Consider the following 18,408-nt stretch of genomic DNA (forward strand, 5'->3'; position numbering starts at 1 on the left):
GGTTCGAGTCCTTCATGGCTCACCAGTTTATTCAATCAATCTCAGCGGAAGCTGAGGTTTTTTTGTATGTTCACAACTATACCGAATGTAGGTGAAGACAGCATGAACAAGTGGATCATACGAGCGACTGTGTTTGTAGCAACCACGTTTATTGGCTTTGGTATTGCAAAATGTTTTGACGCAATCGGGAAGCCAAGGATAGCGGGTATTATTTATGCGTGCAGTATAGTGGCCGTGTTGGCTGCAGAAGAATGGATGAGAATGAAACAAAACAAACAGGCTGCTAAACAACGCATATAACACTCATCATACATAAGTACCGGACTGGGATTAGCCAGTCCGGTTTTTTTGTATCTTGATATGGTACAATGGAAGTAATTTATGCTGGATGAAATGGGTTGAGAGCGATGATGGATAAGCAAGCATTACAACTGCAAATCGAGCGACTAACAGGTATGCGCTTAGAGTCGCAACACATATCAACGGCACGGTGGGAAGATTGGATATCAGCAGCTGTGGGAGTGAAGGATGGAACTCCATCTCCTCGTACGATGGTGAAGCATGATGAGGAATGGTATTTGTTATGGAAGCAGGGTAAGACAACCACCGACGTCATGAAGCTGCAAGGGAAATCGCTATCGGGACAAGAGCTGCAATGGCTTGAATTAGTGCTGTTGATGCAGCATCAACCGAAATCGGGGATGGATACGGTTCATGTCACGGATGAGCAGCAGGCCTATCTAATCGGTCAATGGATCATCGAGCACATGCGAGATGGAGATACGGCCGCGGAAATTCCGGACTCCTTCTCATGGAAGACGAAAATGTTCACACAGACAGTGCCTTTCTTGCTTGTTGCGGAACATGCTCATCGAGATGGGCCAGGGTACAAGCATTTATATAAACTGCTCAAGTCTTATTTTGGCGGAGAATTGATCCTCCTTCCTTTATCGGATAAGGAGTGGCTGATCTTATGTCCCGAGCAACTGATTCAAGTTAGTGAGGCAGATGAGGATGTAGAAACGAAGGAGACGATGGAAGAGCAACTTACTTCTTTTTGTCTGGGACTGTATGAGCTGGTGGCCAGTGAATGGGTAGGTGACAGCCAGCTGTCCATTGGGTATCCTTTTGCACCGGTGAAGGGTATGCCGTCGGTCGTTAGCCAGCTGAGAGAAACGATGTACTTGGGGCGGACGTTCCATGTCACAGACAATATTCATCTTCCATGGGAGCTGCATCTAGAACGGCTTGTCAACAGTATACCAGATGCGGTTCGTAAGCAGTTTCTGCAGCGTGTCGTTACGAAGGCAGACAGCTTCAATGATGTAGAGACACTGTCTACGCTGGATACGTTCTTCCAGCATGACTGTAGTGTAAGCGAGACAGCCAAGCGTCTCTATATCCATCGTAATACGCTATTATACCGATTAGATAAGATTAAACATGAGACCGGGTTGGACGTTCGTCAATTTACGGATGCTGTGTTGGTAAAATTGATATTGCTATTGTACAAAGTAACAAAATAGGCCATTCATTTTTTGTGCAGTTTGTGTATGGTCATTTGTACAGGGTTCCGGTAAGATAAATGTATCGAAAGTAACCGATTACATTGTATCTAACTATAAGGGGGAAACGCACATGGCAGGCGTACGTTTAGAACATATTTACAAGAAGTATTCAGGTTCAGATAATCCAACAGTTAAGGATGTTAACCTGGACATTCAAGACAAAGAGTTCCTCGTATTGGTAGGCCCATCTGGTTGCGGTAAGTCGACAACACTGCGTATGATCGCAGGTCTTGAAGAAATCTCTGAAGGTAAATTGTTCATTGGCGACCGCCTTGTGAATGACGTTGCTCCTAAAGATCGCGATATCGCGATGGTATTCCAATCTTACGCGTTGTACCCGCATATGAACGTGTATCAGAACATGGCATTCGGTTTGAAACTGCGTAAGTTCAAAAAAGAAGATATCGACAAGCGCGTTCGTGAAGCAGCTCGCATCTTGGACATCGAGCACTTGCTTGATCGCAAGCCTAAGGCTTTGTCCGGTGGTCAGCGTCAGCGTGTTGCCTTGGGTCGTGCGATCGTTCGTGAACCACAAGTATTCTTGATGGACGAACCACTTTCCAACTTGGATGCAAAATTGCGCGGTCAAATGCGCGCGGAAATCTCCAAGCTTGCTAAGCGTTTGCAAACAACTGTTATCTACGTAACGCATGACCAAATCGAAGCGATGACGATGGGTGACCGTATCGTTGTTATGAAAGACGGTATCATTCAACAAGCAGCTTCCCCGGACGTATTGTACAATCATCCGGTTAACATGTTCGTTGCAGGATTCATCGGATCCCCTACAATGAACTTTATTACAGGTGTATTGTCTGAAGAAGGCGGCAACTTCCGCTTCAAGGCGACTGGCTTGGATGTAGCAGTTCCTGCAGGCCGTGCACAAATTTTGAAGGAAAAAGGATATGTAGGCAAAGAGGTTATTCTCGGCGTGCGTTCCGAAGATATCCATGAAGAGCCGGTATTCTTGGAAGCTTCCCCTAGCAGCATCTTCTCTGCAGCTATCGAAGTTACAGAGAACATGGGTCATGAAATGTTCTTGTACTTGACAGGTGTAGGCAAGGAAACGGTTATCGCTCGTGTAGACGGACGTTCTAACGCGAAAGAAGGCCAAAACGTGAAGCTTGCTATCGACATGAACAAAATCCACATTTTCGACAAAGATTCCGAGTTGAACTTGTTCGAAAGCTAATTGGATACAATAAATAGAAGGCTGGCCCTGAGGGCCAGCCTTTTTTGCATGTTTTTGTTTCGCAATCTGTATGTTCAGTGAAGTATGGATGTTCGGATCGTGGAAGATTGAACCGCTTTTATTTTTGCTCAAAATCGAGGCCAGTTTTTTGAATGTCTTAGATCCATAGTCTTTCTATTGCTGCAAGCCATTCAATGTGGTGCGAACAGGCTGGGAGAAGTTGTTCCCACTTGCTTGATCCCAGTTGATGGACCAGGTCATGACTCCGCGGAAGTTACGATAGCCTGAGGATTTTATCAATTGATAGGTACCTCCGTATGCCGTTCCCTTGACGAGATATTGCAATGCCTTATCGATATTTGCAGGTGACGTATAACCGCCGCCTGCTGCAGCTGGAGCAGCTGGCAAGCCGATGGCGATTTGGTCTTCGCGCAATGCTGGGAATCGGTTGGATGCGTTGCCGTTGACCGGGAAGCCTTGCAGCAGCATTTCAGCCATAGCTACTTGGAAATCCGCTGTGCCCTGGCTATAGGAACGTCCATCCAGTGCGGTTATGGAGCCTGTATTGTAATGTTGAACATGAAGGATGTTCAAGCGATCATTAAACGCATAAATTACAGGCAGATAAGCTCCCCATGGGCCACCGTATGCAACCATGCCACCCTGTACATATGCAGTTTCTGGCGCCATAGTTAGCATGAAGTCTGAGGATTTTCCTTGTAGAATCGTCCGGATTGCGCTAATGAGATTAACAATCTTCGGTGTTGTTGGGTATTTAAAGTCGGTATCGGCACCAGTCAAGGCAAGCGAGCTTCCTTCCAAATCAATGTCGATTCCGTTGAATCCATATTCTTGAATGAGATCATTCATAGAGCGTACGAAACTATCTCTAGCTGTGGTAGAGGTGAGTTCGACGGTTCCATTTGCCCCACCAATCGAAATAAGCACTTTTTTGCCTTGGGATTGAAGTAAAGCGATATCAGCCTTGAATTGTTCCTTCGTTGCGTTGTAAGGAGTGAAGGCCATCGTTACTCGATCGCCGATTGGCTCAGCGAATGCAACCTGGATGATATCGTAGCGCGGAGATATATCCTTTAAGCGGATATTGGTCGATCCATTATCGAAGTTATGCCAGTAGCCGATTAATTGTTTTGAGCCGCTGCCAATCGGAACTTGAGGGGTATCAGCAGTAAGAATGTTGCTGTCCGCAGAACGATTGCCGGCAGCGTCGTAGGCACGAACGAGAATCGTGTAAGAGGTGGCTGCAGTGAGCCCAGTCAATGTGTAGGTCGTGTTGGATGTTGAAGCAGCGTTGGTTCCGTTAAGGAGAACATCATATCCGGCGACGCCAATATTGTCGGTCGATGCATTCCACGAGAGGGTTAAACTGGTTGGTGTAGCAGACAACAGTTGTAATCCTGTTGGGGCAGTTGGGGGTTCTGTATCCACAGGGGCCATATTCGTATGGACGGCCAGACTGTTGCTCGCTTCTGACCGGTTGCCAGCAGCGTCGAGGGCTTTGATACTGAATGAGTAGGCTGAGTCTGGGGTAAGTCCTTTGGCAGTGTACGATGTGGTATTCGTAGTGCCTGCCAGTTGTGAGCCATTATACACTTCGTAAGATACGACGCCCACATTATCCGTAGCTGGGTTCCAGGCTAATACGACTTCAGTAATGCCAATTGAAGATGCGCGCAGATTGGTTGGGGCTGTAGGAGGTGTCGTGTCAACAGGCTCATCTGCTGACAGCTTCCATAAAGCAGGGACATTCGGTGGTTCCCAGCCGGTTAGTGAAGTATGCGGCTGAATGCAAGCATAAGTCTTGCCGCTATAGGAGACGAGATCCCCGGTTTTGTAGGCGGTATTCGGTGACCATGGGGCTGCTGCCCCTAAGACAGTGGCAGGGAAGAGTGACAACAAGAGGATAAAGACGAGAGCAAGGGATGAAAATGATTTTGGAAGCGGATTCATTGACAGACGTAAGGAACTTCGTTTCATATGATTGCCTCCTTCGTTCAAATATAAGGTTATGGACGAATGGGTCTGACAAGGAAGTCGTCATAGGTGGATTTCGGATTCATCGTCCTGCTCGCTTAACCTATTTATCAGCCAGGTACGGGAATCGGGATAAATATCATACACCTCCTTATCGATAGGTAGTTTGGAATATTCGTGGAGATAGGGTGATTTTCCTGCATCCCTTCAACAAATATGGAAAAAATCGTGGAATATGCCAAGGTTGTGCTTGCGAAAGAAGGAACGTTGAAAAAAGCTAGTTTTTCCTATACGATGAATACAAAGAGATACGGCATTATTGGCATCATAACAGGACGTAATCGATTGTGAGCAATGCCGGAGACGAAGGAGTGAACGACGATGGCCAAAAAGGTAAAGGTCTCCGAAATGGTGGAACAGTTCCACCTGGAGGTGCTGGCTGGCGATACAGGCTTGAAGCGAACAATTACTGTTGATGATTTACATCGCCCAGGCCTCGAGATGGCCGGATATTTCGAATATCACCCGAAGGAACGAGTACAGCTTCTTGGTAAGACTGAGCTTGCCTTCTTCGAAATGCTCTCCCCCGAGACGAAGCGAGAGCGTATGCAATTGTTCTGCTCGGAAGAGATGCCTTGCATCATCGTAACAAGAGGACTCGAGGTTCCGCAGGAAATTCTCGACGTATGTCAGGAGCAGGGAGTGCCTCTGCTGCGCTCGCGCACCGCAACAACGATTCTATCGAGCCGCATTACGAGCTTCCTTGAGAAAAAGCTGGCACCACCGGCTACCATTCATGGTGTACTGGTCGATGTATACGGTGTTGGTATGCTAATTACTGGCGGCAGCGGGATTGGTAAGAGTGAGACTGCCTTAGAGCTGGTTAAACGCGGACATCGTCTAGTAGCGGATGACGCGGTAGAGATCCGTCAAACTTCTGACAATGTATTGCACGGTTCGGCACCAGAGCTGATCCGCCATCTGCTTGAAATTCGCGGTATCGGCATCATCAACGTGATGACGTTGTTCGGGGCAGGTGCTATTCGGAACAATAAGCGAATCAGCGTGGTCATCTCTCTAGAGAATTGGCAGCAAGATAAGCAATATGATCGTCTTGGCATTGATGAAGAGACAACGAGAATTATTGATACGGATGTCCCTCTCGTTACCGTACCGGTTCGCCCAGGTCGGAACTTGGCCGTTATTATTGAAGTAGCAGCCATGAACTATCGCCTCAAGCGTATGGGTTACAATGCGGCATTGCAGTTTACGAACAAGCTGACGGAAACGATTGCCGAAGATATGGACGATTTCGATTGATCATCAGTGTAGCCTAATATAATGAAGGAGTGTAGAGCATGGCAACGATGCTGCTAGACCCGATAGCCATTCAGCTCGGACCATTGAAAGTGCATTGGTACGGGATTATTCTTGGTACCGCTGCACTGGTTGGGCTGCTGCTTGCGATTCGGGAAGGGAAGAGATTTGGCATATCCCAAGATTTCTTTATGGATTTGGTATTGTTCGGTGTACCCTCCGCATTGATCGGGGCACGCGCGTATTATGTCGCGTTCAAGTGGGATGAATATAAGGATAATTGGGTAGATGTCTTTAAAATATGGAACGGGGGCATTGCCATCTACGGTGCTCTCATAGGTGCAGTCATCTGCGCGCTCATCTATGTCCGTAAGAAAGGATATACTTTTTGGCGGATTGCAGATATTTGTGCACCAGGACTTCTCATCGGACAAGCGATTGGACGGTGGGGGAACTATGTGAATCAAGAAGCATATGGAGGGCCGGTTGAGGAATCATTTTTGCGCAATAGCTTGCACCTCCCTGATTTTATTGTGAATCAAATGAACGTCCAAGGCACATTCCATCACCCAACCTTTCTGTATGAGTCTCTGTGGAGCTTCATAGGAGTGTTGCTATTATTCGGCTTGCGACGTCTGCGCAGTGTTCGCAGTGGTGAAGTATTCATCAGCTACCTTATCTGGTATTCCATCGGCCGATTCTTTATCGAAGGCCTTCGCACGGATAGCTTGGCTTACCAAGGTTCAGACTGGGTAGTGTCGCTTATTGATGGATTGTGGTCGCCAATGACGGTCGTATTCGAGCCAGGCTTCCTTGATCCTGCGTATGGAAATGTACGTATCTCGCAGCTGCTTGCGATCTTCTTGATTGTAGCCGGTGTAATTACGATTATTATTCGTCGTATGACTGGTGCCGCGCGAGTTCCTTATCATGCGCCGATTGTGTCAACCCTTGGTACGGAGGCTGCTGCTGGTAGCACGGAAAAAGCGGTGACTACACAGGTGGATAAGGCCGAAGAGAATGTACATGAGACAGGGGCATCTGCGGAAGAGCATTCAGACAATGCACAATCGGAAACTGTGAAAACCGAAACTGCACAAACCGAATCTGAACAAACCGAAGCTGTGCAGGAATCATCAGACATTGATGATGCGAATGAAGCGAAAGATAATCAACAAAAAGATCATAACGAGAGCAAGAAGGAGTAATTAATGAAAATGATACGAACGGTACTGTTTGACTTAGACGGCACGATTATCGACACGAACGAGCTGATTATCGAGACATTTCTCCACGTTCTGCGGGACAAGACGCCGTCACCGTTCACTCGTGAACATATTATCCCGAGTATGGGATTAACGCTCGAAGAGCAGATTCGAATTTTTACAGGGCAGGATCAGGTGGATGAACTGGTAGCAGCGTATCGTAAATACAATTTAGCACGCCATGATGAGCTTGTTCGTGAGTTTCCTTATGTGAAGGAAGTGATGGCGGACTTGCATGCATCAGGCATTCAGCTTGGTGTCGTGACGACAAAAATGCGGGCGACAACAGAGCGGGCGCTGCGTATGTTCGGACTCATTGATTACTTAAGCACGATTGTTACTGTACAAGATGTCAATCATCCGAAGCCGCATCCTGAACCGGTGCTGCGAGCCGTTGAAGCACTGCACGCAAATCCAGCACAGACGATTATGGTTGGTGATAGTCCGGCTGATATTCTATCTGCGAACGCTGCCGGTGTAATATCATGCGGTGTAGCTTGGTCGCTGAAGGGAGAAGCTGTCCTTCGCCAATACGAGCCACGCCATATTATTCATGACATGCGGGATCTGTACGCATTGGTCGGATTGGAGCGGAAATAGAAGTGAGAGATGTGGAGCGGCATCCTGTCGAAGGGTCGAACAGTCTATGGCAAATCTACCGAACCGTTAGTCCTTGGAAGGGAATGTGGAATTTCATTTGCATTCAGCTTGCACGATACTGCCCCTCCTTGCGTATGAAATTGTGGATTTATCGCAAGCTGCTGCGCATGAAAGTAGGTGAATGCACAGCCTTTGGTCTAATGGCGATGGTGGATGTCTTTTTTCCTGAACGAATCGAGATTGGGGATAATACGATAATCGGCTATAATTCCACGATCTTAGCACATGAGTATTTGACACACGAATATCGGCTTGGAACGGTTCGGATTGGCAGTCATGTGATGATTGGAGCCAATAGTACGATCTTGCCGGGTGTCACGATTGGGGATCACGCTGTTGTCGCGGCGGGAACGGTCGTGCACAAAGACGTATTGCCTGGTCAAATGGTTGGCGGCAATCCCATGCGGGTTATTCGGGATGCAGCTCCCATGATAGAAGCATCCTCACAATAGAAGGATAAGCTGAGAAGTGGTAGGAAAGGGGTTCCCCACCTGCCACTTTTTTTGGTATTTACAAACAATTTGAATACGGAAACAAAAATGACAACACTTGCGAAGTATGTTAGATTAAAATAAATGTAATGTTACTGGAAGAAGAGGGAAGTTCGACATGCGAAAGAAACGCACTGTAGGTGTCATATTGCTCATAGCTCTTCTAAGCAGCACGTTGTTCTTGAATACGGATGGGGTACAGGCGCTATCACATCGTATTGTATGGGACGGGTACAACGGTTCGGAAGAGCAGGCATTGTTAATGGGGAATGAATGGTATGTCCCAGCCGACGCCCTGAAGAAAGCCTTCGGCATTCAAGTGCGTACGACAGACAAGCAATTAGACCTGGCACCAACAAATAATCTGGACTCACAATGGGTGTATACACCAGTCCATTATCGTGATGAAGTAGTGACACTGATGTACCACAATGTTCAGAAGAATCCGGATAACGTCACATTTATTTCACCGAATCAGTTGGAAGAGCAGATTCAGGCTTTACTCCATAATAACTATCATTTCATTTCCATGGATCAGTATATAAACTTTATGCTTCATGGGGGGGCGGTTCCACCGAATGCGGTCTTGATGACCTTCGACGATGGGTACGAATCTTTCTATACAGAAGTGTACCCGATCATGCAGAAGTACCATATACCTGCGACGAACTTCGTCATTGTCTCTACGATTGACAATCGCAAGAGTGCCGGACGACCGAAGCTGACATGGGAACAGATGCGTGAGATGAAGAGAAATGGAATGAGCTTCTTCAGCCATACGTACAATTCGCATGTATATACGGTGGTTAATGAGCAGGGTTCCTTGAGACCGATGTTGTCCAAGCCAGAATATTTGAAGAAGCTGCATCGCAAGGAGACACGCACGGAATTTACAGCGAAGGTTAAAAAGGATCTTAAGCGAGCTGAAGATCGCTTAAAGCAGATGCTTGGCAATACGTATAGTGTGGTTGCTTTCCCGTACGGGGCGTATAACAAGGATGTATTGGAAGTGTGCAAGCAGCTAGGTATTCATGTTACCTTCACGGTAAAGCCAGGTATCAATCAACGGACGACAACAAATGGATTCCGTATAAATGCAGGCAATCAGAAAATTCGAACATCAGAATTATTAGAACGCATGGGGAACAAGGGGAAAAATGTGCAGCTTGGGCGTGCAAAGACTTCCTATACAGTAAGTTGGGATCAAGCACCCATATATTCCGAGCTTACGCCGGTTAAAAAAAAGGACATTTGGTACCTGTCACTGCACCAGCTTCATCAACTGTTCGGTATAAAATACGAAATTGACGACGTTCAACAAATTGTGAGGTTGTTTCCCGGGAAATAACCTCGAACGTTGTCTTACGATAAACTTATTATTTGCCGAGTACCGCTTAGATTCGACACCCTTGATTCCTCGGTATGGGGAGAATAGATGACATGAGCAATAAGTCGAGCATTTCATCTTTATCGATATATAGAGCTATCGCGATGATGGCAGTTCTGTGCATCCATGCAACATCTCAGACGATTAAGGCGACACAGACAACCGATTCATTTGTTGTCTATAATTTTTTAAATGTGTTCAGCAAATTTGCTGTTCCTGCTTTTTTGCTGCTGACAAGCTTCGTCATGTTTTATAATTATTGTGACAAAGGATTAACTTCATGGAGCTCCTTAAAGGAATTCTACACTAAACGATTAAAACTAATTCTTCTTCCTTATGTAATCTGTTCTACTTGCTATTTTTTGTTGAATCATTGGCTTGCCTATCGCAGTCGTGGTCTGGGAGATACTTTACAGGCCTATGTTGTCAGCTTAATTAAAGGAACAGCATACACACACCTATACTATGTCATTATTCTAATTCAGTTTTATTTGATATTTCCGGTGATATTGTACTTCTTTCGCTCAGTAAAATCAGCGATATGGGCTATTCCTATTGGATTTTCCCTACATTGGGGCTTTGTCATTTGGAACAAGCTAGACCTGCATATTGTATACAAGGGGAGCCTGCTTGTGTCCTACTCGATCTATGTCATGGTAGGGGCGTTCATCGGTGTGTATTGGAACCGCATACAAGGCTGGTTCAATGCACTAACTCCTGAAGGCAGCAGACGTGATCGCTGGATTACAGCGGTGGTGTGGCTCGTGTGGATTGCGGCTTCACTCGGCCATGTCCAGCTATGGTATGCAACTTATAAATATGGTATGCGCTTCAATACGTTATGGTATGAGGCAGCTTGGAATGCTCACGCTTTGCTGTCGTGCGTCGTACTCATTCAATTATCTCAATACATTGAACGCAGATTTCCTGAGAGATTCGTGAAGTTAATTACTAGATTCGGAGATGTCTCATTCGGCATTTATCTGATTCATCCCGTGATCTTATATCTCTATCGCAAGATTCCGCTAGGAGGCGGAGACTCGATTAGTTATGCGCTGTATATCGGGGGAGGGTTCTTGTGTGCGTTCCTTCTATCTTGGGCTATTGTAGAATTATGCCATCGCTATATTCCGTTCAGTTGGATGTTCTTTGGGGCGGTTCCGAAAAAAAGAAGCGGGAGTGTGCAGAGGCAGAACCAACCAACACAGACGACAGTGCATCCTCCCAATTAGGTTATCACAATACACGCAAAGGCAAAGGTCTATCCTCATGAAGTTGGATCGTATAACGAACCCCACAAAGTGAATGGAGGGATGCAATAGTGGCACGGAAAGAATGGATTTCGACTCTTTCTATCGTGCGCGCACTTGCCATGCTTGGTGTTATCAGTGTTCATGCAACTTCGGAAACCGCAGCGATGATGAAGACATCAAGCTTATTTTACGGGTATACCTTTTTCAACATCTTTTTCAAGTACGGTACACCAACATTTATTTTACTTAGCAGCTTGGTGCTCTTCTATAACTATGGTGGTGGAGATAAGTTGCAGCCTCAGGCGCTGGGGAAGTTCTATAAGAATCGATTTCGCTATGTATTCATACCTTATCTAATCTGCTCAGTCTTCTATTTTATGCTTGTGCAGGTAACTTGGTATCCAGATCGTTCGTGGAGTGAAGCAGTGCCTGTGTTCGTTACGAAGCTATTAACAGGAACTGCTTATACGCACTTGTATTTTGTGTTTATTAGTATACAGTTCTACTTATTGTTCCCGTTGCTGCTAATGCTATTTCGCTCCCGGCGAGTTGTCGCTTGGGCCATCCCACTCGGCTTGGTCTTGCAATGGGGGTATGTATTATGGAACAAATATGGCGTGCAAATTCCGGCAAAAGGGAGTATTTCGCTGTCATACATAAGCTTTTATTTTGCAGGTGCTTACTTAGGAATTAACTTTCATAAAGTACGCCCTTGGCTTGATTCTTGGGGACGAGTCTGCTCGGTACGCTATAAGATGATAACAGGTTCAATCTGGTTGTTATGGCTTGGATTCGCGCTGCTGCATGTGCAGATATGGTATTGGACACGCTCCACGGGCAAAGAGATGAACTCACTTATTTATGAACTGCTCTGGAACGGACATACGTTGTTATCTGCAATTGTACTCATCCAACTTGCCTTCTATCTGGAACGCCGTCTACCAGAGCTCGGAAGAAGACTACTGTCTCAGCTTGGGGATCTATCCTTCGGCATTTACCTCATTCATCCCGCGTTCCTTGCCCTGTATCGACAGTTTCCGTGGCATAAGGGGAGCGCATCGTTATATCCAATATTCATCTTTATTGGTTATGTGTTCGCCCTCGGGATGTCATGGATCATCGTGTATGGGGCACTTCGATTTATACCGGGCGCTTCATTTGGATTAGGGGCCCCGCCACGCGATTGGATGCAGAATCGAAAGAATCCAGCTGCAGCAGTTGAAATGATTAGGAGCACGAATGCTTCTTAACGTCACCGGAAGAGCAGAAAATATATACATCTTCTACACTCAAGGAACACCCTGTATTCTTGCAGATTGCAAGAATACAGGGTGTTCCTTTTCTTTTATGGAGGAAGCTCGGGCTAAGGATTGTAAGGGAGGCAAGAGATGAAGGGAATTGCGTTGAAAATGGATTGACGATGAGAATATTACGTGATAATATTACCAGTAAAATTCTTTGGTTTGCTAATAAGGTAACATGTTAACATATTAACTCACTAAAGCAACTAATTCCGAGGTGACGCAATGACAAAGCCGAGAATGTTCGAGAAGCCTTCGGGTGTTCGTGATTATTTGCCAGAAGCTGTGCGCCGGTTGCGTGCAGTAGAAAGGAAAGCACTTTGCACGATGGATAGCTGGGGCTATGCGCAAATTATTACACCGACAATGGAATATTACGAGACGGTAGGTACGGCGAGCTCCACCTCTGATCACAAGCTATTCAAGTTGTTGAATCAACGCGGCACAACAATGGTGCTTCGTTCTGACATGACTGCACCAATAGCGCGAGTTGTGGCATCCTTGCTCGGCAAGGAGCCGTACCCTATTCGATTGTCTTACCATGCGAATGTGTTCCGCTCAATGGAGGAGGAGGCGGGACGTGAAGCTGAATTCTACCAGACAGGAGCAGAGATGATTGGGGATGGGTCTCCTGACGCCGATGCTGAGGTAATAGCACTGTCGATTGCTTGCTTAGAAGCAACGGGGATTGAACGGTTTAAGGTCGCACTGGGACATCATGGCTTTTTGGAAGGGCTGCTCGAATATGCACTTCCCCAGCAGGAAGAGGCACAGACACAATTGAAGCTGCGCCTAGTACAACGGGATGTAGTTGGTTATCGAGAGCTCATTCATAACTTGCCTATAGATCAAGAGCATCGAGGCTGCCTGGAGCAAGTGCTGCACTTGCGGGGAGGCCGAGATGTACTGAAGTCAGCTCGCGGTATAGCTGATGTGCCAGCGATGATGGAATCCATCCATCATTTAGAGAAAGTGTGGGATGTGCTGGAAGCCTACGGGGTGGAAGACCATATAGTATTGGATTTAACGATGCTAGGTGACTTTTCCTACTATACAGGTACGATATTCGAAGGTTATGCGGCGGACACTGGATTCCCTGTCTTAAACGGAGGACGGTATGATAATTTGCTGCAGCAGTTCGGTCGCTCGGCGCCCGCAACTGGATTTGCTCTTCAGACGACTCGTATTGTGGATGCTCTGTCTACCAGTGGTGATGCAACAAATGAAGATATAGCAACACTTACCATTCAATATGATGAATTTCACCGTCAGGAGGCATTCCGGGAAGCGGCACGTCTGCGGAAGGAAGGCAAGAAAGTGGTAACGCAATATATCGATTCTGAAGGTGAGAAACGATTGGATGGAAGTGTTGAGCCGGTGGTGCAGCCCGATGCATGTGTTAATCGAGGAAGCAAGGTGCTTGCCTTCACGAATCGCGCTTGACGACGAAGGAGGAACGACTTATGCAAGATTGGCTTAAGGTTGCAATGCCTAAGGGCCGCATTTACAAGCAGGCATCTGCCTTGTTCCGTCAAGCTGGACTCTATGTTCCAGAGGATGAGGATGAGTCGCGCAAGTTGATTATAGATGTGCCGGAAGCGAGCATGCAGTTCATTATGGCGAAGCCTGTTGATGTCCCGACTTATGTGGAGTATGGAGCGGCTGATATCGGCATCGTCGGCAAAGATGTATTAATGGAGGAAGACAAGGACGTATATGAGCTACTGGATCTAGGGATTGCACGCTGCCGGATGTCGGTCATCGGATTGCCATCATGGAAGCCGGTCAGCCACTTGCGGGTCGCAACGAAGTATCCGAATGTAGCCTCACAATATTTTCGTGAGCAAGGTCAGCAAGTAGAGGTGATTAAGCTCAATGGTTCCATCGAGCTGGCTCCCTTGATTGGTCTGGCTGATCGAATTGTGGATATGGTGGAGACAGGAAAGACACTGAAAGAGAATGGCTTGGTAGAGCTAGAGGAGATGTTCGGCATTACAAGCCGACTGATAGCCAATCAGGTAAGTTATCGCATGAAGAGCGAGGCCATTCAGAGCTTGTGCGAACGGCTTCAACGGATTGTGCCCCAGACATTGGAGAAGTCAGCGGCCATTCGTTAGGATGTTCTTAGTCATCAGTCTAGATGAGCAACGAAGTCTATTGCAGCAGGGGATTAGGAGGGAGAGAGTGAGATGCGGATCATACAAGCAGCAGATTGGAGCCTGGATCGGAAAATTGATTTCGGCACCCCCGAGCAATTGAGCAGCGTAAAGCGGATTGTGAGCGATGTGCGGCATGAGGGAGATGCAGGACTAATCAAATATACTAGGGAGTTCGATAAGACCGTCCTTACCCAAGAACAGCTTCGTGTAGAAGAGTCGGATATTGCATTGGCTTACGAGCAGGTTGATCAAGCGTTCTTAGTGGCCATTCGTCAAGCTGCAAGCAACATCAGACGGTTCCATGAGCGACAAAAGCGGACATCATGGATGGAGTTCGAACCAGATGGGACTCTGCTTGGACAGATTGTGCGTCCACTGAAGCGCGTAGGTGTATATGTGCCAGGCGGCAAAGCTGCATACCCGTCATCTGTTCTCATGAACGTGATCCCTGCTCAAGTAGCAGGTGTACCGGAGATCGTAATGGTCACTCCTCCAGCTACTGGTGGGACAAAAGGAATCAATCCATACATACTCGTAGCGGCTGCCGAAGCGGGTGTAAAGGAAATGTATCGGGTTGGCGGTGCACAGGCGATTGCTGCATTAGCTTATGGGACGGATACAATTGCCCCAGTAGATAAAATATGCGGCCCGGGGAACATCTTCGTAGCATTAGCGAAACGCGAAGTGTACGGGGTCGTTGATATCGATAGTATGGCAGGGCCCTCAGAGATTGTCGTGTTAGCGGATAAGCAGGCTAATCCTGTATTTGTGGCAGCTGATTTATTGTCCCAGGCTGAACATGACGCGATGGCATCGGCTGTTCTGGTGACAGACTCCATGGATCTGGCTCAAGCTGTGTCAATCGAGGTTGAACGTCAATTGAAGGAACTGCCTCGCCGTCACATTGCCTCTGCTTCTATAGAACAATACGGGGCAATTATCGTGGTTGAGGATCTGCGCGAGGGCGTCAAAGTCGTGAATCGATTGGCTCCTGAACATTTGGAAATCATGACGGAAGAGCCGATGGAGTGGCTCGGGCTTATAGAGAATGCGGGGGCAATCTTCCTTGGTGCTTACAGCTCTGAGCCGGTTGGAGATTACTTCGCGGGACCGAACCATATTATTCCGACGAATGGAACCGCGCGCTTCTCTTCCCCCGTCGATGTAGATATGTTTATGAAGAAGTCGAGCTTAATTCGTTACAGCAAGGAAGCACTGCTGACGAATGGGGCGGCCATTATCGAACTGGCTCGCCACGAAGGGCTAGAGGGGCATGCCAGGGCAATTGAGGTTCGTCTGCGAGAGCAGGAAAACGTGGAGTTTGAAGCTACGCATAGCGTCATAGAACAGTTGCGATAGCAGTAAGAGTAGGATTAAGAGAAACAGCTAGCAACAGAAATCGCAGGAATTACAGCAGTACTATATCAATAACGATAGTAAGGATAGTGGCAATAAAAAGAGATAGTAGAGATAGCGGTGATAGTAGAAATAGTAACAAATGGCTGATTTGGCAGACATAGTGGGGATAAAAAATTATAGAGATATTAGAAATCATAGAGACAGAGTGGAGAACATAAATAGAAACCTGGCGGAGCGGCACGGAAAGTAAAGAGAGACAGTGAAAGACAGGGAACAGTGGAGAAGGAACCGTGAAAAGCTAGGTGCAGTCAACGAGCTGCGAAGCTTATATTGGAAATAGCGGATTCTTAGATCATAGAAAGTAAGAATAAAAACTGCAATCTTCAACAGAAGGGCGGAACTTTTAATGGTACAGGAAGCAATTAGCCGTATACGTCAAGCAGATATTGCCCGCAAGACGAATGAGACGAATATTCAGTTGTCATTCTCGATTGATGGGACGGGAAAAAGTGAGTTGGATACTGGCGTTCCGTTCCTTACGCATATGCTGGATTTATTTACGAAGCACGGCCACTTTGATCTGAAGGTCGATGCTACCGGTGATATCGACATCGATGATCACCATACAGTTGAGGATATCGGCATTTGTCTCGGGCTTGCATTAAGAGAGGCTTTGGGCGACAAGTCGGGGATCAAGAGGTATGCGTCTGTATTTGTTCCGATGGATGAAGCATTGGCTCAAGTGGTTATCGATGTAAGCAACCGACCTCATTTCGAATACAGAGCTTCCTATCCATCCGCCCAAGTGGGCACGTTCACCACGGAACTTGTGCATGAGTTTCTGTGGAAATTAGCGCTGGAGGCGAGAATTACACTTCATGTCATCGTTCATTACGGTCAGAATACGCACCATATGATTGAAGCGGTATTCAAGGCGTTAGGGCGGGCGCTTGATGAAGCGACATCGGTTGATCCGCGGGTACAAGGTGTTCCTTCTACGAAGGAAGTGCTGTAGCTCATGATCGCCGTGGTCGATTATGGGAGGGGGAACCTTCACAGTGTTAGCAAGGCAGTGGAGCGATTAGGATATGAGGTCGTCCTGACCAGTTCCCGTGAGGAATTGCTGACTGCTGACGGCATCATTCTTCCAGGGGTTGGGGCATACGGAGATGCCATGCAGGCGCTTCGGGGAAGCGGGCTCATTCCCACTCTGCAGGAGGTAGTTGAAGGAGGCAAGCCAATGCTCGGCATCTGCCTAGGCATGCAGCTGTTGTTCGAGGGAAGCGATGAACATGGCTACCATGAGGGATTAGGCATGCTGCCAGGGCGTGCGGTGCGTTTCGAGGGCGGATCTTATAAGGTGCCGCATATGGGCTGGAATGAGCTAATGTGGCAGCAAGCAGCACATCCATTGGCGGGAGAGGCGGAGAATGGTTATGTGTATTTCGTACATTCCTACCGAGTAGTTGCGGAAGAGCAATCAGATGTACTTGCGACGTGCAGCTATGGAGGCGTTGAAGTCGCGGCAATAGTAGGGCGCGGCTCTGTATATGGAATGCAGTTTCATCCGGAGAAGAGCGGAGCATTGGGACTGCGCCTGTTAGGGAGATTTTTGGCGCTGACTGGCTCGGGCAGGCAATCCATACAACTGGCCAGATCATAGACAGGAGAATGATGGGAGAGGAAGGCGAGGCAGATGGCAGCGTTCACGATATATCCAGCAATCGATATTCGCGGGGGAAAGTGTGTCCGGCTTGTACAAGGGGATTATGGGCAAGAGACGGTCTACGATGAGCGCCCTGTAGAAGTAGCGCACCGTTGGGAAGCGAATGGCGCTTCTTGGATTCATCTGGTGGACTTGGATGGAGCGAAGGAAGGGCGCCCGATCAATGCGGAGCTCATTGGTGAAATTGCACGGTCTGTAGCGGTTCCGGTACAGGTTGGCGGCGGCCTGCGCACGCTTGAGGACATTGAGCAGTTGCTGGAAGCGGGCGTGGCGCGTGTCATATTGGGCACAGCGGCAATAGAGGATCGTGACTTCGTTGAAACCGTACTTGGCAAGTATGGCGACCGCATTGCGATTGGCATCGACGCCCGCAATGGATTGTTGCCACACGTGGTTGGCTGGAGACCTCGGAAGTGAAGGCGGGCGTGCTTGCGGCTGAGCTTGCTGCGGCAGGGGCGAAGACGTTCATCTTCACGGATATCTCTCGAGACGGCATGATGAAGGGGCCGAATATCGAGGCAATTGTACAACTGGCGAAGGTCTCGGGGCAGACCGTAATTGCTTCTGGGGGCGTCAGCAGTATGGATGATATTCATGCTCTATCCAAGTATGCGGTTGATGGTGTAGGTGGAGCAATTATTGGCAAGGCACTCTATACAGGCAGCATTGATTTGGCAGATGCAGTACGGCTGGAGGCAGCCGTACGAAGCTAGCCATACGGAACGGGGGCGATTG

16 protein-coding genes and 1 pseudogene are annotated in these 18,408 nt (G+C 47.6%); 16 read left to right on the forward strand and 1 reads right to left on the reverse strand.

Translation table 11 applies throughout. The features are described from left to right. The 3 genes from BBG47_RS14065 to BBG47_RS14075 all read left to right on the forward strand — a co-directional run. Window positions 1-300: hypothetical protein (locus BBG47_RS14065; protein WP_217492504.1), on the forward strand; the 300-nt coding region annotated here is incomplete at its 5' end. 107 nt (window positions 301-407) lie between these two features. Beyond that, entirely contained in the window at window positions 408-1,526 is a 1,119-nt protein-coding gene (locus BBG47_RS14070; RefSeq protein WP_254659824.1) for a PucR family transcriptional regulator, read from the forward strand. A gap of 112 nt (window positions 1,527-1,638) precedes the next feature. Beyond that, window positions 1,639-2,760: an ABC transporter ATP-binding protein gene (locus tag BBG47_RS14075; RefSeq protein ID WP_021252862.1), complete on the forward strand. Its 1,122-nt coding sequence runs from the start codon at window positions 1,639-1,641 to the stop codon at window positions 2,758-2,760. A gap of 174 nt (window positions 2,761-2,934) precedes the next feature. Here the strand turns inward: BBG47_RS14075 and BBG47_RS14080 are convergent, their stop codons facing one another. Beyond that, window positions 2,935-4,758, reverse strand: a complete 1,824-nt coding sequence (locus BBG47_RS14080) for a fibronectin type III domain-containing protein (protein ID WP_083189301.1) — start codon at window positions 4,756-4,758, stop codon at window positions 2,935-2,937. Between the two features lie 378 nt (window positions 4,759-5,136). On the opposite strand from BBG47_RS14080, the gene hprK reads away from it, so the two are divergent. From hprK to hisA, 13 genes and pseudogenes are all read left to right on the forward strand, one after another. Beyond that, window positions 5,137-6,075, forward strand: a complete 939-nt coding sequence (gene hprK / locus BBG47_RS14085) for an HPr(Ser) kinase/phosphatase (protein ID WP_065292215.1) — start codon at window positions 5,137-5,139, stop codon at window positions 6,073-6,075. A gap of 38 nt (window positions 6,076-6,113) precedes the next feature. Then, the gene (gene lgt / locus BBG47_RS14090) at window positions 6,114-7,280 is read left to right on the forward strand and encodes a prolipoprotein diacylglyceryl transferase (RefSeq protein ID WP_065292216.1); all 1,167 of its coding nucleotides are present in this window, start codon (window positions 6,114-6,116) and stop codon (window positions 7,278-7,280) included. 9 nt (window positions 7,281-7,289) lie between these two features. Continuing rightward, entirely contained in the window at window positions 7,290-7,937 is a 648-nt protein-coding gene (gene ppaX, locus BBG47_RS14095) for a pyrophosphatase PpaX (protein WP_065292250.1), read from the forward strand. A gap of 2 nt (window positions 7,938-7,939) precedes the next feature. Continuing rightward, complete coding sequence (locus BBG47_RS14100) at window positions 7,940-8,449, forward strand: acyltransferase (protein WP_065292217.1); 510 nt, start codon at window positions 7,940-7,942, stop codon at window positions 8,447-8,449. A gap of 157 nt (window positions 8,450-8,606) precedes the next feature. Continuing rightward, window positions 8,607-9,836 carry a polysaccharide deacetylase family protein gene (locus BBG47_RS14105; RefSeq protein WP_065292218.1) on the forward strand — a complete coding sequence of 410 codons (1,230 nt, stop codon included), beginning with the start codon at window positions 8,607-8,609 and terminating at the stop codon, window positions 9,834-9,836. Window positions 9,837-9,928: 92 nt separating this feature from the next. Then, window positions 9,929-11,107 (forward strand): acyltransferase, encoded by a 1,179-nt coding sequence (locus BBG47_RS14110; protein ID WP_175400537.1) that lies wholly within the window; start codon window positions 9,929-9,931, stop codon window positions 11,105-11,107. Between the two features lie 89 nt (window positions 11,108-11,196). Continuing rightward, a complete protein-coding gene (locus BBG47_RS14115) occupies window positions 11,197-12,378 on the forward strand; it encodes an acyltransferase (protein WP_254659823.1) in 1,182 nt (393 codons plus the stop codon). 276 nt (window positions 12,379-12,654) lie between these two features. Beyond that, a complete protein-coding gene (locus BBG47_RS14120; protein WP_065292221.1) occupies window positions 12,655-13,872 on the forward strand; it encodes an ATP phosphoribosyltransferase regulatory subunit in 1,218 nt (405 codons plus the stop codon). A gap of 20 nt (window positions 13,873-13,892) precedes the next feature. Continuing rightward, window positions 13,893-14,546 carry an ATP phosphoribosyltransferase gene (hisG, locus tag BBG47_RS14125; protein ID WP_065292222.1) on the forward strand — a complete coding sequence of 218 codons (654 nt, stop codon included), beginning with the start codon at window positions 13,893-13,895 and terminating at the stop codon, window positions 14,544-14,546. A gap of 72 nt (window positions 14,547-14,618) precedes the next feature. Further along, the gene (gene hisD / locus BBG47_RS14130) at window positions 14,619-15,947 is read left to right on the forward strand and encodes a histidinol dehydrogenase (RefSeq protein ID WP_065292223.1); all 1,329 of its coding nucleotides are present in this window, start codon (window positions 14,619-14,621) and stop codon (window positions 15,945-15,947) included. A gap of 406 nt (window positions 15,948-16,353) precedes the next feature. Beyond that, window positions 16,354-16,962: an imidazoleglycerol-phosphate dehydratase HisB gene (hisB, locus tag BBG47_RS14135; protein WP_065292224.1), complete on the forward strand. Its 609-nt coding sequence runs from the start codon at window positions 16,354-16,356 to the stop codon at window positions 16,960-16,962. Window positions 16,963-16,965: 3 nt separating this feature from the next. Continuing rightward, on the forward strand, window positions 16,966-17,610 hold the full coding sequence (gene hisH, locus BBG47_RS14140) for an imidazole glycerol phosphate synthase subunit HisH (RefSeq protein WP_065292225.1): 645 nt from the start codon (window positions 16,966-16,968) through the stop codon (window positions 17,608-17,610). A gap of 33 nt (window positions 17,611-17,643) precedes the next feature. Next, window positions 17,644-18,386 (forward strand): annotated as a pseudogene (hisA, locus tag BBG47_RS14145) (1-(5-phosphoribosyl)-5-[(5-phosphoribosylamino)methylideneamino]imidazole-4-carboxamide isomerase). Window positions 18,387-18,408: the final 22 nt, after the last annotated feature.

It is taken from the genome of Paenibacillus sp. KS1, from assembly GCF_001680695.1.
Taxonomy (GTDB): Bacteria; Bacillota; Bacilli; order Paenibacillales; family Paenibacillaceae; genus Paenibacillus_B; species Paenibacillus_B suaedae.